Source organism: Myxococcus guangdongensis (assembly GCF_024198255.1).
GTDB lineage: Bacteria > Myxococcota > Myxococcia > Myxococcales > Myxococcaceae > Myxococcus > Myxococcus guangdongensis.
On the sequence record NZ_JAJVKW010000004.1, the window covers coordinates 417,827 to 432,286 of the forward strand.

General features: G+C 67.4%; 14 protein-coding genes. 4 read left to right on the plus strand and 10 right to left on the minus strand.

Going from position 1 to position 14,460, the window contains the following annotated elements:
* Nucleotides 1–96 precede the first annotated feature (96 nt).
* Entirely contained in the window at nt 97–1,194 is a 1,098-nt protein-coding gene (locus LXT21_RS15120; protein ID WP_254038831.1) for an energy transducer TonB, read from the plus strand.
* Here the strand turns inward: LXT21_RS15120 and LXT21_RS15125 are convergent.
* From LXT21_RS15125 to LXT21_RS15135, 3 genes are all read right to left on the minus strand, one after another.
* Nucleotides 1,140–1,634 carry a hypothetical protein gene (locus LXT21_RS15125; protein ID WP_254038832.1) on the minus strand — a complete coding sequence of 165 codons (495 nt, stop codon included), beginning with the start codon at nt 1,632–1,634 and terminating at the stop codon, nt 1,140–1,142. The two genes, LXT21_RS15120 and LXT21_RS15125, sit on opposite strands and share 55 nt — an antisense overlap.
* 118 nt (nt 1,635–1,752) lie before the next feature.
* On the minus strand, nt 1,753–2,658 hold the full coding sequence (locus LXT21_RS15130; RefSeq protein WP_254038833.1) for a M12 family metallo-peptidase: 906 nt from the start codon (nt 2,656–2,658) through the stop codon (nt 1,753–1,755).
* Nucleotides 2,658–3,485, minus strand: a complete 828-nt coding sequence (locus LXT21_RS15135; RefSeq protein WP_254038834.1) for a hypothetical protein — start codon at nt 3,483–3,485, stop codon at nt 2,658–2,660. The genes LXT21_RS15130 and LXT21_RS15135 overlap by 1 nt, the downstream gene beginning before the upstream one ends.
* A gap of 126 nt (nt 3,486–3,611) precedes the next feature.
* Here LXT21_RS15135 and LXT21_RS44830 point away from each other — a divergent pair, with 126 nt between their 5' ends.
* Nucleotides 3,612–3,740: a hypothetical protein gene (locus LXT21_RS44830; RefSeq protein ID WP_256571622.1), complete on the plus strand. Its 129-nt coding sequence runs from the start codon at nt 3,612–3,614 to the stop codon at nt 3,738–3,740.
* A 133-nt stretch (nt 3,741–3,873) separates the two neighbouring features.
* Here LXT21_RS44830 and LXT21_RS15140 read toward each other — a convergent pair whose 3' ends face one another.
* Nucleotides 3,874–4,356, minus strand: coding sequence for a hypothetical protein (locus LXT21_RS15140; RefSeq protein WP_254038835.1), 483 nt, complete (start codon nt 4,354–4,356; stop codon nt 3,874–3,876).
* 323 nt (nt 4,357–4,679) lie between these two features.
* On the opposite strand from LXT21_RS15140, the gene LXT21_RS15145 reads away from it, so the two are divergent.
* Nucleotides 4,680–4,964 carry a hypothetical protein gene (locus tag LXT21_RS15145; RefSeq protein WP_254038836.1) on the plus strand — a complete coding sequence of 95 codons (285 nt, stop codon included), beginning with the start codon at nt 4,680–4,682 and terminating at the stop codon, nt 4,962–4,964.
* A gap of 311 nt (nt 4,965–5,275) precedes the next feature.
* Here the strand turns inward: LXT21_RS15145 and LXT21_RS15150 are convergent, their stop codons facing one another.
* The 6 genes from LXT21_RS15150 to LXT21_RS15175 all read right to left on the minus strand — a co-directional run bounded on the left by LXT21_RS15150 (nt 5,276) and on the right by LXT21_RS15175 (nt 12,616).
* Nucleotides 5,276–5,437 (minus strand): hypothetical protein, encoded by a 162-nt coding sequence (locus LXT21_RS15150; protein WP_254038837.1) that lies wholly within the window; start codon nt 5,435–5,437, stop codon nt 5,276–5,278.
* 946 nt (nt 5,438–6,383) lie between these two features.
* Nucleotides 6,384–6,785, minus strand: a complete 402-nt coding sequence (locus tag LXT21_RS15155) for a hypothetical protein (protein ID WP_254038838.1) — start codon at nt 6,783–6,785, stop codon at nt 6,384–6,386.
* Nucleotides 6,786–6,958: 173 nt separating this feature from the next.
* Complete coding sequence (locus tag LXT21_RS15160) at nt 6,959–8,494, minus strand: fibronectin type III domain-containing protein (RefSeq protein WP_254038839.1); 1,536 nt, start codon at nt 8,492–8,494, stop codon at nt 6,959–6,961.
* Nucleotides 8,495–8,868: 374 nt separating this feature from the next.
* Nucleotides 8,869–9,507, minus strand: coding sequence for a class I SAM-dependent methyltransferase (locus LXT21_RS15165; protein ID WP_254038840.1), 639 nt, complete (start codon nt 9,505–9,507; stop codon nt 8,869–8,871).
* A 43-nt stretch (nt 9,508–9,550) separates the two neighbouring features.
* Entirely contained in the window at nt 9,551–10,468 is a 918-nt protein-coding gene (locus tag LXT21_RS15170) for a LysR family transcriptional regulator (protein WP_254038841.1), read from the minus strand.
* 267 nt (nt 10,469–10,735) lie between these two features.
* On the minus strand, nt 10,736–12,616 hold the full coding sequence (locus LXT21_RS15175; protein WP_254038842.1) for a Vps62-related protein: 1,881 nt from the start codon (nt 12,614–12,616) through the stop codon (nt 10,736–10,738).
* A gap of 233 nt (nt 12,617–12,849) precedes the next feature.
* Between LXT21_RS15175 and LXT21_RS15180 the strand changes: the two genes are divergently transcribed.
* Entirely contained in the window at nt 12,850–14,298 is a 1,449-nt protein-coding gene (locus LXT21_RS15180; protein WP_254038843.1) for an FAD-dependent oxidoreductase, read from the plus strand.
* Nucleotides 14,299–14,460 lie beyond the last annotated feature (162 nt).

Sequence of the window (14,460 nt, forward strand, 5' to 3'; positions counted from 1 at the left end):
GGTGCCACTTCGAGCAGACGCAGACGAACCTGTGTGAAGCGGTGACACGGAGCGCGACCTACCCTTGATCGAGGGCAGGGGTTAGCGTGACGGGCCATGCGTCACTCTCTCATCGTGTCGTTGTCGGTCGTGCTGTGGGCGACGGGCTGCGCCCATTCGGGGATGCCGTCGCTCCCCGCGAGTCATGGGCAGCTCTCCCTCGCGATGGCGCACAACCTGGACCCGGAGGGTAATCCGCGCGAGGCCTCGGAACTGCCCCCCGCGTCGTTGTTCAACCCGGAGGCGCAGGGAGGCGTCGCGCCGGAGAGGGCGCGTGAGGCGTTCGACGAGGCCGTGGCGCTGTTGAAGGGCGCGCCCACGGAAGCGCAGGTGCGGCAGGCCTCCGCGACGCTGTCGGCCGCTTGCGCCGTTGACCTGTTCGACGCCTGTGAGTTCCTGCTCGCGAACTTCCAGCCCGTGAAGCGGCTGGAGGGGCCGTCGATGCCGGACGTCCCGAAGGAAGCGTTCCTTCTCCGGAAGCCGCAGGTGGTGGTCCTCCGGGGGCGAGTGGACACGGACGGGCGCGCGCGGGAACTGCACGTCGTGGAGTCGGCGTTCCCGAAGTTCGGGGAGGACCTGGTGAAGGTCTTCGCCGCCACCCGGTATCAGCCGGCGATGCTCGCGGGGCACCCCATCGCGACCTCGCGCCTCTTCCGGATCCAGTTCCAGATGCCCCTCGAGAACCGGACGCCGGAGGCGGAGCTGGAGTGGGTCCGGATGCGCGTCGCCCGCTTCCCCGAGAGCGCCGACGCCTGGTCGCACCTGGCGAAGCTGCTGGGCTCACAGACTCCCGAGGCCCCGGGCTATGTCGAAGCGCTCGAGCGGGTGAGTGCGTTGGCCCCGACGTACTGGTGGGCCGCGAACGAGCTGGCGTGGCACTACGTCCAGACGGGGCGCCACGAAGAGGCGGCGCCGCGGGTGCGGGTGGCCCGGCAGATGGCCCCGCGCAATGCCTACGTCCTGGAGACCGCCGCCGCCGTCGCGTGGGGCAAGGGGCGGTGCGCGGAGGCGCTGGCGGACCAGCGGCAAGCCGTGGCGAGGCTCCAGGCGCAGTGGCCGCGCGAGGAGCGGGAGCGGTTCGAGCGGACCCTCGCGGACTATCAGCGGGACTGTCCGGGTGGGTCCCCGCCTGCGCCGAGTCCCGTCACGCCCTGAAGCGCCGCGTTGTCGTGCCTCATGGGCTCCTTCCTCCCGAGGATGACCGCGGTGGCGGGCCCCACCAGCAGACTGCCCATCCAGAAGAAGTACCCGAGGGTGGGATGGAGCAGCTCGAGTTGCCGATCCGGGCTGCCGCCCTCGTCCGCGGGGATGGGGTTCAGGTACCAGGACAAGGTGGAGAGTCCGACGAGCACCGTCACGACGCCCGCCCAGTAGGCCCCCCGGTACCTGCCCATCAACAGCAGCAGGAGCGTGAGCAGCAGCAGTGGGTTCGCAAACCAGCCCATCTGCATCACGAACACGCCCAGCCAGCCGGTGAGCAGGATCGCCATGCCCCACAGCGACTCTTCCTTCCCCGTCCCGGTGTTGTGCAGGACGAGCGCGGGCTGGGCGCAGCCCAGGACGAAGAGGAGCGCCGACAAGGCGGCGGCGCTCACCCGGGTCAATCGGAGCGGGGAGGCGTGGGCACCAGCGGGTCCAGGGGGAGTGGGTGTCATGGCGCCGCGGATTCTATCCTCGGACGGTTGGACGCGTGCCAGGGGGCCGCCAGCGACCTCAGTCGCGAATCCCAAGAATCGTCGGCGCGAATGTATTGATTTGCGCGGCGTTGTTCGCGCCCGCGTCACCCGTGACGTGTGGAGGGTGTTCTCCATCGTCGTAGGTGACGTCGGGATTGCTGAAGCGTCCGATGATGGGGACCCTGCGTTGGGGAGAGGTGGTGTTGTACGCCATGATGGTGCGCCAGTGGTCGGCGATGTAGCCGTAGCAGGACGCGCCGGTGCGCACGATGACGGCCTCCCGGTTGTGCTCACACCCGAAGAGGTGACCCACCTCGTGCGCGGGCGCGTGCTCATCCAGGAGCTTGGCGGCGGGAACCACCGCGATGGATTCGTCCCAATTCGTGACGCCAATGCCACCGCTGATGGGGTCTCCGATGTTCCCCGAGACGAAGAGGAGGACGTGCGGCCGGTAGCGCTCCCGGAGCGTCAGGTATGTGTTCCGGATGGTCCCGTAGTAGGTGTCCATGTCCGTTGGGATGGGCTCCTGCCGACGGCGCCTGCGCTCCTCCTGATTCTCGGGCTCCCCCAGCAACGCGTCCCGGTACATCGAGGTGGTGATGAACGGAGGCGGAGGCGAGAACCGCTCGATGGCCACCAGGCGCCCCCTCACGGTGATGCCGCTGTGAAGGAACGCTTCGTTCATCTCCTGGATGCAGTCGTGGATGTTCTGCAGGAGTTGGTCCTGGTCGATGCGATCGTCGGACTCCATGAACGCGCCGTCGCTCGTGAACACGGCCAGGATGTCGAAGACATTCTCGGCGTCGGCCCGCTCGTCCAGCGTCCACATCGTCCGGGTCTCCCACTCCTCCGTCACCCAGGGCTGCTCGAGGGGTGGTTGCTCATCCTCTACCTCGATGGGACGCAGGCGCTGCGCGCGTGTCCTTCCGAAACAGCAGCCCATCAGCGCACCTCCTCGGAGAGCGTCTCGAGTCCACCGCGCGCGTTGAGCACGAGGCGCAGTCGTGACGAGGCTTCCGCGTAGAGATTCTTGTAGCGCAGGGGCTCCGGGGTCTGCGTGTCGCGGAGCATCGTGCCGGCCCACGCATACCTCGGGTCGGTCTCGAAGTGACTCCCCAGCAGGAACATGAGCACGAGGTAGAGCGGCCGCACGCCCTTGCTGTGCTCGGCCACGAGCGCCTGCGCGAGCGTGAGCATGGACTTCATCTGGGAGCCCATCACCCGGCTCTTCTCGGGGTGGAGGGTCGCGAGCAGGCGCGACGCCTCTGCCTCGGAGATGCCCACCCGGTCGATGAGCGAGGTGGGGGCGAGCTTGCGCGCCCGGAGCAGGGCCTTGATGTAGAGGTTGCCGGTGTCTCCGGAGATGACGCCCAGGTAGGACAGCGCGCTCTCGAAGAGCACGGTCATCGACTTCTTGCTCAGCGCCGGTCCAACCCAGGGAAGCTGGGGGTCGATGTCGAAGCGGTGCCCGAACATGACCATCAGGTCGAGGTGGTTCAGGACATCCGCGGGCTTGGTGAAGCCCAGGCGCTGCGCGCGCTGGCTGGCCGACTCCGCGAAGGCGGCACCACCGGAGGCGCCCATCAACAGGTGGTCGACGGGGTGCACCGCCATCAGTCGGTGGAGCATCGCCTTCTGCTGCGGGCTCGACTTCTTGAGCGGCTTGCCGACCTCCGGCTGCTTCCTGATATCGAGCAGCGTGGACTTGGGTGTCTCGACGAACAACGCATCCAGGGACGCACTTCGACGACTCCCTGCATACTCAGACATGGTCAACTCGAGGGGGCGAGAGGGGCGGTGTGTCTCATCGCAAGGCACGTGCCACTCCCTGCGCCGGGGCAGGCGTCTGGAGGGAGATCACCTCCAGGCGTCCCGGCGTGACGCCCGTGCGTCCTGGTGGAACGCTGGGGACCTTCCCTTCTCGATGGAGTCTGGGACACCTTCGAGAAGTACCTCGCGAAGCAGGAGGAGCGCGGGCACACGAACATGCACCGCTCCGACTACAACCACTGGGTCCATGGCTGAAGCCAGGGCGCCTGGCGGCCCCAGGCGCCGTGCCGCCGCCGCACGGTCGTCAGCGAGCCTGGGGCGGGTGAGCGTCCCAGGCGACCTCGAGGCTCCTGACGGTGACGCAGAAATCCACGTGAGGACGGCCGGTTCAGGGCTCGGAGAAGCCGCCTTGGACCCACGCGTTGGCGGCGTCCCGGGTGAACTTGAAGTTCATCGGCACGCGATGCTTGGCGACCGTGGTGCCCGCGTCGTCGATGGCCGAGAGCAGGGCATGGGGGTCATACTCATCGGCCACCAGCTCCATGCGGACCTCGTACCAGCGGCCCTCCCAGGCGATGGAGAGCTTCCGGGTCATGGCCTGGTCGCGTTGACGCGCGGAGCGGTCGAGGACCTCCGAGGCCGTCTTGACGAAGGTCGCGAACGCGGGCGCATCGAAGGGCTTGGGGTTCTTCTTGTCGCGGCCCATGACCCACGGGCTGATGAGGACGGGCTCGGCGATGCCCTGCTTGCTGATCTCCACGGCCCAGCCGTCATCTTCTTCGTTCTTGATGACCCGGGCCGACCAACCATTCTTCCGCCAGAACGTAGGCTCCATCACCTCGGGCTCGGCGGGCGTGCGCTCTTCACTCATGGGCTTCTTCATACCCTCCGAGGGCCATTTGTCGGAGCGGAGAATGCGCTTTCCGCCATCACGGCAGCCGACCGCGCGCTCGATTTCCTCGTCGCTGAGCGCTCCCCGTCAGGCGGCCCGAGTTCTCCAGGTTCGCAGGACTCACGAGAAGGTCGTGGGAGACAGCCGTGAGCATGCGCCCTGGCGAGTTGGCGTTGGGGAGCGCCGCAAGGGCTTGCTGTATTTAAGTGTTGTTCTGTTGATATTTGTAATTCCTTTATTGCGCGTTTAGGATTGAATTTGGCCCGCAGGGTGTGCGGGTCATGCTTTGAAAGGAGAATTCCATGAAGATGTTTGCCAAGCTGGTGTCGGTCTCCGCGGCTGCCCTCCTGATGTCCGCCTGTGGCGGCACGATGGAAGACGCCACTCTCGATGAGAACCTCGGCCAGGACGAGCAGGAGGTCTCCTGTGGTTGGGGCGGCCCGCCCGCACACTGTCTGGTCCACTGCTGCTCGCACGCGGACTGGTCCGACATCGGCAATCCAGGTGCGGGCAACTGCACCGCCGCGGGCAACAGCTACTGCGCGAACCGCGGCGGCAACTGCGGCTCCTGTTGGGGTTACCTCTAAAGCCTGACAGCAGCCGCTGAACAGGGAGCCCATGGCCGGTCCTCGCGGCCGGCTGTGGGCTCCTCGGGTGCGGAGGCGCGAAGGCGGCTCGTCGAGTTCGCCGGGGGCATGAGTCAGAAGGGCCGTCTCGTCGGGAGGCCGAGGTCATACGGGCGGCAACTCACCGCGAACATCGTGGAGTGGACAGCCTCGAAGCGGCAGCAGAGGAGCCGAGGCCCTCCACTGCCACTCGTTCAACTCGTAGCGCATCGCGCGGTCATGCATCCCTACTGAGGGCTGCAACTGGCGTCGGCGCTTTCATCGGACGGGGGCTAGCAGTTGTCCCACTTCGCGCCCTCGTAGGCCAGACCCCGTTGCATGCAGTAATACTTCCCGTAGTTCCCGCAGTTGCCATACGCGATCTTCCAGAAGGGCCCCCGCCACGCCGCGTCGGTTGCGCAGAGGACGAAGCAGCAAGCCCTGAGCTCTCCCACGGTGCGGTCTTCGTTGGAGACAGTTTCGTCCTGTCCGAGATACTCCTCCGGAATGGGGGGGGCGGGGCTTTCACCCTCGAGCGGCTCGTTCGCGGTGCCACCACAGGCGAGGAGGAGGGTGGCCGCCAGGGACAGCAGCCCTGTGTTCTTGAATGGGGTCTACGTGGGGGGCTCGTGTGATTGAAGAGGACTAGCACTTCTTCCAGGCATAGGACTGATAGGAGAGTCCCTTCTGCCTGCACCTGTATTTCCCGAACTCAGGGCAGTTGTTGTATTGAACGGACGGATAGAGGCCATACCAGGTGCCTGAGCACTTGATGTTGCAGCAGACGGCGCTACTTCCGACCTCTGCTTGGGGGGGCATCCTCCTGGACCGTCTCGTCATCCTCGGTACCGAGGTTCTCGGGAGGGATGGCCACCGACGAGTCACTGTCCTGGGGCTGCGCCTCGTCCTGAGGAGCGCCACCACAACCCACGGCAAGCACTGCTCCAAGTGCAAGCAGGTACAAACCCCTGAGTCGGAAGTCTGCTCCGGAGCCCCAGATAAGTTGGGTCCCGCCGTCAGTGGTGGAATACCTCTCAGGTGGTATTCCCGCCCCCCGGGGGATGGGGGATGGGGGATGGGGGATGGGGGATGGGGGATGGGGGATGGGGGATGGGGGATGGGGGATGGGGGATGGGGGATGGTATGGGGCGCAGTCGCGCCTTCGTTCTCCACTCCAGGGGCAATCCGCGTTGTGTCGCGTGGCCATCGAAGCGAGCACCTGTCGGGCTGCCGACGCTGTGGTGGCCGCTTCTCGCCCTGGTGGGAGCGCGCAGAGGCCTCAGGTCGGGTGCGCGGACGCAGTTCCCGTCCAGGCTGAAGCCAGAGGGCATGAACCTCCATGCCCCTGTCGTGGCAGCCGCACCCACGAGACAAATCTTTCGGGGTGGTCCGTCGTGGGTTTCAGCGTGCCACCCGCGTGGCGAGCCACGCCATCGGCAGGTAGGCCACCACGATGTCGAGCACGATGAACCACGTCGGCGCGGGGATCATGAAGCTCGCCGCGATGCCGCCGGCCAGGAAGAGCGTGCCGATCGCGAACGCGAAGACCGCGCGATGACTCCCTGCGATGAGGAACGCGACCAGCGCTCCGGCGAACGTGCCGAGCGCGTGGGCCAGGAACGGAAACACGAAGTGCTTTGGCTCGAACGTGTGAATCGAAGCGGCGAGGCTCGCGGCGTTGGCGGCATCGACACCGGCGGGGGCGGGAATCACCCGCGGGCCGAGCATCACGAGCGCCATGTTGACGACCGAGCCCACAGCCATGCCGATGATGACCGCGAGAATGTTGCGAATGATGTTCATAGGGGATGCCACGCATTGTGACATGCCTCTGCGCGGCTGTCCCTCTCCCGTGGAGCCGACCTGACCGCGCTCTGCTCCGCGCGGCCCGTACTGCCGCGCGGAGGGGAGGGAGGCCGACACTTCGGCCCACGACAGGGCGCCGAGTGGTGCCTCAGCCCGAGGAGTGCCCGAGCCTACGGTGTCGTCGTGCAGGCCCACGGCGTCCAGGCGGAGTCGCCCGCCACGTTCTGGGAGCGGATGGCGAAGCACATGTATGTGCCAGCCGCGAGGCCGCCCCAGGTATACGAGGTGGTGTTGGCGCCGAGGTTCAGCGTGGTGACACCGTTGGTCAGCTGGAACCCGGTCTCGTTGCCAGAGGTGTCCGTCCAGTTCACCCGGATGCTGGAGCTGCTGAGGGCGGTGGCCGTCTGATTCGTCGGCATGGCGGGCACCGTGGGCGTGGTGGTGCATGCCCACGGCGTCCAGGCGGAGGCGCCCGCCGCGTTCACCGAGCGAATGGCAAAACACATGTAAGTGTTTTGAGACAGGCCCGACCAGGTGTACGTGGTGGTGTTGGCGCCGAGGCTCATGGTCGTGACTCCGTTGGTGAGCTGGAACCCGGTCTCATTGCCAGAGGTGTCCGTCCAGTTCACCCGGATGCTGGTGCCGCTGAGGGCGGTGGCCGTTTGATTCGTCGGCGCGGCCGGCCCCGCGGGCGTGGTGGTGCATGCCCACGGCGTCCAGGGGGAGGTGCCCGTGGCGCTGTAGGCGCGGATGGCGAAGCACATATAGGTGTTGGGCGACAGGCCCGCCCACGTGTACGTGGTGGTGTTGGCGCCCAGGCTCACGGTCGTGACTCCGTTGGTGAGCTGGAATCCGGTTTCATTGTTGGACTGGTCGGTCCAGTTGACACGGATGCTGGTGCCATTGAGCGCGGTCGCCGTCTGTCCGGTCGGCGCCGCCGGAACGGTGAAGAAGGCGCTCTTGTTCGTGGCGAGGGAGGTCCGGTCGTAGTCGTTCAGACCGATGGTCGGGTAGTCCCACCAGAAGCCCATCACGGAGGTCTCCATCCCCCAGCCCACGCTATCGGGGTGGGGAAGGCCGAAGCCGTGGCCGAGCTCGTGAGCGACCGCGCCGGTCTGCTTGCGCTGGCCGGACCACCAGTAGGCGCCCTCCGCCACGTGGCCCTGGAGGCTGTCGATGGCCCAGTCGCCGACGATGGCCTGGCCGCCGTTGCCGCCGGTATATCCACGGCCTCCAGCGAAGCCTCCGGCGCCCTTGAAGAAGATCATCGTGACGTAGCCGCTCTGATTCTGGGCTGGAGGGGTGGGGAAGCCGCGCGAGTGCAGCTCCGCCATGACGGCCCCCTCCATGTTGCCCGTGATGGTGATGACCCCGTCGTCGTAGATGTTCCCCGGTCCCCAGGAGATGCCGTACGACTCCTTGGCGCCGTTGGCCTGGATCACCTGCACCGGGTTCAGCACGAAGGTCGCCCCGTTGTTGTAGGTCCCATAGAAGCGCTGGATGTCTGCCATCGCGTTGTTGATGGCGGTAGCCTCTGATTGCACCTCGGCGCTGCTCACGCTCCAGTCGGTGGGCACGAACAACACCGGCACCACCGAGTAGTCCGGCCAGGGATACGGAAACGTCGGGCTGGCCGTCGCGACTCCTGACCCCAGCGCGGTGGAGACGAGGAGGGCCGCGCAGAGGATGCTGAGACATCTGTTCATGACGTGCTCCTGAAGCAGGCTTGCCCCGGTCAGGGATTCGGGCCGAGGAGGGGTGTGGCGCGGTGGAGTTTAAGCCGCGCATGTGTTGCCCGATAGAACGCCCGGGAGGCGGAGCGGACTTGTTGCGGTTCGCGCTTTACAGCCGCGATGCGATTGTCCGGTGAACCCATACTGCTCGGGATTCTGGGCTCGCCACGGCGCGTGTGATTGCTACTGGGTTGCCGCGCTGTCCCACCTGCCACCGCGCCTGACGGGCCTCCCCATTCACCCCGCGGGCCCTGACTCGGCAGTGCTGACCCGACAAGGCCTCCCGCCACGTCGCTCGCCGGACGGTGACGTCCGTTCTGCTCGGCGAGAGGACCGTCACCGCCAGCTCATCGCGGCTTGCGCGCCATCAGGAATACGTTCTGCGCGCTGTCTCCGACGTCGGGCGTCTCGATATCGACGAATCCCGCATCGGCGACAGCGGCCCGAAGCTCGTCGCGGCGGAGCACCGCCACCCGTGGCGCCTTGCCGAGCCAACGCATCACCGTGAGGAGGCCCCCGATCAGTGACCCCAGGGGGCCGCCGAGGCACGCAGTGGAGGTGACGAGCGTGCCTCCCGGCGCGGTCACGCGATACATCGCTTGCAGGAGCGCCGCTGGATCGTCGAGCAGGTGCAGGAGGTTGTAGGCGCATACGCAGTCGAACTGCGCGTCCGTGAACGCGTCCAGCGTGCCGGCAGGCTGCGCGTGGAAGACGACGTTCGCGGTGCCCGCAGCCGCGGCCTTGCGGTGGGCGATGGCGATCATGTTCCGCGAGATGTCGACCCCATGTGCCTCCGCCACGTGGGGAGCGAGCTCGAGGACGATGCTGCCGGTGCCACACCCCACGTCGAGCAGTCGGTCCGTCGGGCGGAGCCGATCCCTGTTCAGTGCGAGCTTGCGAGCGGTCGCGGCGGGGTTCGGGAGCGGTTTCTTCGCGTACTTCTCGGCGATTCTGTCCCAGAATCGAGCGTTCGGGTCCGTCGTCATGTCGGCCTCCTGGTCCGCTGCTGGATACACCGGAGGCGTTCGATCAGCCTGGTGCGTCGGCGGAACGCTGTGGTGCGTCCGTGCGCCGCCCGGCGTACCGCGCGATGCGGCGCTCGAACCCCTCGCGGATGACGCCGCGGACCGCCTGCACGCGCGCGTTGTCGCGCAGGTCCGGGTGGTACAGGAGCCAGATATCGGCGACGTGCCGGGCGTCTGCCTCTGGAAGCCGCACCAGCCCGGGCTCCGCGTCACCGACATAGGCGGGGAGGATCACGAGGCCGAGCCCCTCGATCGCCGCGCGCACCAGCAGATGCAAGGTGGAGAACGCGCCCCACATCGGCAGCCCCGGATAGCTGCCCTCGCGGATGAGGGGCTCGAGTTGACGGCGATCTTCGATGGTGAGCCACCGCGCCGCGCCCCCGCGTGGATCGAGCCGCTCCACATGCGCCGCGCCAACGAAGTTGACGCACACGATGGGGGCAAGCCGCCGCCCGGCCAGGTACTCCGGCGGCGTGGTGTCTCTGGGGAGCACCCGCACGGCGAGGTCGGCTTCGCCCTTGGCGAGGTTGAAGGGCCGGCTGTCGGTCGTGACCGCGATCTCCACGCTCGGGTGCTGCGCGCACCAGGGCCGCAGGTCCTCGAGGATCTGCCCTGCGACGTACTCGTCGCAGCACGTGAGATGGACCGTCCCCGACAGGCTCTCGTCATGTCCGGCAGCACCGCGCGTCAGCGCGCATACCTCGTCTTCGACGCGCACGGCGGCCGGCATCATTCGCTCGCCGGCATCGGTGAGCACGAACCCGTCGCGATGCCGGTCGAACAGCCGGGTCCTCAGCTCGAGCTCGAGCGCGTCGACCCGCCGGACGACCGTGCTGTGGCTCACGCCGAGTGCAGCGCCGGCGGCGCGCACCGATCCGAGCCGAGCCAGCGCGAGGAAGTAGCGGAGATCGTTCCAGTCCACGGGGGAAGACTATACCTGTGACGCACGGTGACGAGCCGCCGCGGAGCGAAGTGCCCCGAGCCTCCGTCAACTCCACCGCGCGAGGGGCTGAAGCACAGGACGGGGACAAAGCGCCTGGAATCCTTGAGGTTTCCCGCTCGATTCCAGGTGCCTCCAGGGGCGAGGAGTACGTGACGGAGCGCGAGCTCGCCCTCGAACTCAGCGCCCCCACGCCCGCATCGTCCGAGTCTCCGAACGTGACCTCGGCGGCGCTGAACCCGACGTGGGTCAGTCGAGGGGCAGGAAGTCCGGCCGGGACGCGCTCTTGGACATGGGCCCGGTGGGCCCGTCGTTGAGGATGCACTCGCCAGTGATGGGCTCGGACACTTCGCAGCCTGACTTTGGATTGCCCCAGCGCTCGGTGCGGTTCAGCCAGGACAGGCTCCCCTCGAAGGTGCCCGGCGTGCGCCAGTCGAAGGGCACCAGCGCGCTCCACGTGTCCCAAACGATTCCCCGGCCGGTGTCATCCGCCAGGAAGTCGCCGTTGGGCAGGTTCCGGTAGATGTGCCGCGCGGCATCCGCGTAGAGGCCATGCGAGCCCTGCGCGGAGAAGAGCTCCGGTCGCCAGCCCAACAGACCCAGGCCCTTGTCTCCATAGGTGAAGGTCTGCCCACCGGCGTGTTGGCTCAGATAGACCTGCGACGGGCGGCCGTCCACGAAGCGCACCGTGGCGTGCTCCCAATCACCCACGTGGTTGCCGAAGGTCGAGTAGCCGCCCACGCAACCCCAAGGCGAGTACCAGCCGATGCAGACACGCTTGCCATTGTTGTAAGGGTAGAACATCCAGTACACCACGTCCGTGGTGGACGTGGCCTGGCCATTCACGGTGCGGGTGATGACTTCCGCATAGACAGGCACCGGCGTCTGGTTCGGCCGCTGTCCATCCAGGAACTGCGGGTCCGTGCACGAGTCACAGCCCAGCGCCTGGTTCGTCACCTGATGACCGCCCTCCACGTGCACGTTGGCGAGGTGGAACTCGGTGGAGGAGGGGAAGTATGCCTCGTTCGGGTGGAGCCACACGCGAGGGGCGAAGGCCGCCGCCGTGGCCGCGCTCACGGGCAGCCCCTGGAGCTCCGGGTGCGCCGTCGCGCTCTTGTTGAGGGCCCAGTAGCGGCTGCCTCCCGTGTCCGAGTGACTGGGGCGCGCGACGAAGGTGGTGGCGGGCAGTCCCCGGTGATCCCGGGCGTTCGGCTGCCAGAGCCCCACGTCATTGTCCGCGCCGGAGCCGCTGTCATTCCACAGTGCGGTCGGGTCGGCGGCCACCACGTACTCGCTCTTGATGCAGCGGATGAGGTCCGTGGAGGGCTTGCCGTAGCCCAGCACGCCCACGGCGCCGAGGCAGGTGTAGCCAGCAGGCGCCACGGGCTCCCAGAACGAGCCGTCATGGGTGCCGCCGGAGCCCTTGTCGTTCCAGATCCAGACGTAGTCCACGGGCCGCGCGAGCAGGTCTCCCTCGCCTTGCACCACGAGCGCCGTCGAGGGGGCGGGACCGCCGCCGCCGTTGGGCATCGCGACGTCGCCCAGGGAGTAGTAGCCCGGAGCCTGGGAGAGGTTGGGGCGCCAGATGGAGACGTCGTTGTTCGAGCCCGTGCCGCTGTCGTCGTAGATCCACTGGAACGCCGACACGGGCTTGAGGAGGAGTCGCTGGCTGAAGCGCAGCGGCGCCTTGTCGGAGGAGAGGGTGAGGTCCGCACTCTGGCCCGGTGACGCGGTCGCCGCGACGAGCTTGTACGTGCCGGGGGCCAGGGAGACCGAGAGCCGCGCGCCCAGGTTGCCCGCGCTGTTGTCGTCCTCGGCGAGCACGTTGCCGCTCGCATCGAGGAGGTAGAGATAGGCGTCCACGGACGAGGTGAGCGAGAAGGTCACCGTCGCCGTGGGGCCCGCATGGTCGACGATGAAGGTGCGATTGCCGGGATGCGTGGGATTCCTGCCACCCGAGCCGAGCCAGCGCCCATGCACCGTGTTGCCCTGGAGTCCCGCGAGGGACGCCTCCGTGTCGCGGAGCGCCGTGTCTTCGACTGCCTCCAGCGAACCACCACAGCCCAGCGCGCTCACTCCCAGCGACGACAGCACGAGCCAGCGGCGTGAACCCAGACGTCCAGCGAGCATACGGGCCTCTTCATGGTCCTGCGTGGACGCGCAGGATACACTCAGCGCCTGTTGAAGGAGGCCACCACGATGTCGAGAAGGAGCCGCTGATCTTGTCATTCGGGCCCCGGGCCCGAGAGGGCATGTCAGACCGGTGATGTGCAATCTCCTCGGCGGGCGCGCGCGGCCCCGGGGGAAGGCGTACCCCTCTCAGCGCAGCAGCGCCACGACATGAAACCGTGGAGGCTTGGGACTTGGAACCCTCTGGACGCAGATTCGGAAGCGCCGTGGTCATCGGCGGCAGCATGGCGGGACTCCTGAGCGCGCGGGTGCTCGCGGACCACTTCGACAAGGTGACGCTGGTGGAGCGGGATGTCCGGGGGGACGGGCCCGCCGCGCGCAAGGGTGTTCCGCAAGGGCCGCACATCCACGTGCTGCTGGATGCGGGCCGGCGCATCCTCGACAAGTACTTCCCGGACCTGTTCGAGCACCTCCAGGTCGAGGGCGCCGAGCTCATCGACTCGAGTGGGGACCTCGCGTGGCACCACTTCGGGGTGTGGAAGCTGCGCCGCACCAGCGGCATCCCCGGGTTGCTGTGCACCCGGCCCCTGCTCGAGTGGAACGTCCTGCGCCGGGTGAAGGCGCGGCCCAACGTCGTGGTGCGCGAGGGCTGCTCCATCGAAGGGCTCATCCACGACGAGAAGGGCACGGGACGCATCACGGGCGTCCGGGTCAAGACACCCCAGGGCGAGGAGTCGTGGGAGGCGGACCTCGTCGTGGATGCCAGCGGCCGCGGCTCGCGGATGCCTCAGTGGTTGGAAGCCATCGGCTACGCGCGCCCGGAGGAAGAGCAGGTCATCGTGGACCTTTCCTACACGACGTGCCTGCACGAGCCGCCGCCCCACTTCCATAAGGAATGGAAGGCGCTCTTTCTCTATCCAAATCCTCCCAAGGTCTGGCGCGCGGGTTTCATCTCTCAGGTCGAGGGAGGCCGGTGGATCGTCACCCTCAATGGCTACTTCGGGGAGCACGCGCCGACCGAGTACGCGGGGTTCCTCGAGTACGCGCGCTCACTGACGCGTCCGGACCTGTACGACTCCCTGAAAGAGGCCACGCCGATAGGGCCCATCTCCCAGCACAAGGTGAAGGACTGCCGGTGGCGGCACTACGAGAAGCTGCCCCGCTTTCCCGAAGGGCTGGTCATCCTGGGAGACGCCGCGTGTGCCTTCAACCCCCTCTACGGGCAAGGCATGTCGGTGGCGGGGCTTGGCGCCGAGCTGCTGGACGCCTGCCTTCGCGAGCAGGCCGAACGAGGCGAGCTGTCGGGCCTGGCGCAGCGCTTCCGCGAGCGGCTGCCAGAAGTCATCCGGCTCCCGTGGCTGTTGGGGACGGGCATGGACCTGCTGTATCCGCAGGCCGTCGGGAAGCGGCCCTTCGGGCTGGGCTTGCTGCACTGGTACATCCTGCGGCTGATGGAGCGCACGTCGACTGACGCGCACGTCCATCGCCAGTTCTACCGGATCCTGCACTTGCACGCGGGGCTGGAGGCGGTTCTCCAGCCCTCCGTGGCCTTGCCCGTGTTGGGCCATGGCGTCATGTCGCTCTTCCGACCTCTCGAGCGGCTGGCGAATACCGAGACACGACCTCTCCCTGTCACGCTTCCGCGTCCAGGCCCTGTCCCGGTCGAGAAGTCCACGGGGTAGAGGGGTGGGGTGAGTCTCCAGTCTGGAGACACTCTGGAGACGCGAAGGAGCCTGAAGACACCGAGGTCAGGCCGCTCGCATCGAAGGCTTCGGCGACCTGGAACCAATCCGGCTTCTCAACCGGCTTCGACATTCCGGCCAGGGCCCTCCACAACTGCTGGC

Coding starts and splice junctions, on each gene's coding strand:
- LXT21_RS15160 (WP_254038839.1), bottom strand. CDS start 8,494: ATGAACAGATGTCTCAGCATCCTCTGCGCGGCCCTCCTCGTCTCCACC.
- LXT21_RS15140 (WP_254038835.1), bottom strand. CDS start 4,356: ATGAGTGAAGAGCGCACGCCCGCCGAGCCCGAGGTGATGGAGCCTACG.
- LXT21_RS15145 (WP_254038836.1), top strand. CDS start 4,680: ATGAAGATGTTTGCCAAGCTGGTGTCGGTCTCCGCGGCTGCCCTCCTG.
- LXT21_RS15175 (WP_254038842.1), bottom strand. CDS start 12,616: ATGCTCGCTGGACGTCTGGGTTCACGCCGCTGGCTCGTGCTGTCGTCG.
- LXT21_RS15155 (WP_254038838.1), bottom strand. CDS start 6,785: ATGAACATCATTCGCAACATTCTCGCGGTCATCATCGGCATGGCTGTG.
- LXT21_RS15135 (WP_254038834.1), bottom strand. CDS start 3,485: ATGTCTGAGTATGCAGGGAGTCGTCGAAGTGCGTCCCTGGATGCGTTG.
- LXT21_RS15120 (WP_254038831.1), top strand. CDS start 97: ATGCGTCACTCTCTCATCGTGTCGTTGTCGGTCGTGCTGTGGGCGACG.
- LXT21_RS15130 (WP_254038833.1), bottom strand. CDS start 2,658: ATGGGCTGCTGTTTCGGAAGGACACGCGCGCAGCGCCTGCGTCCCATC.
- LXT21_RS15165 (WP_254038840.1), bottom strand. CDS start 9,507: ATGACGACGGACCCGAACGCTCGATTCTGGGACAGAATCGCCGAGAAG.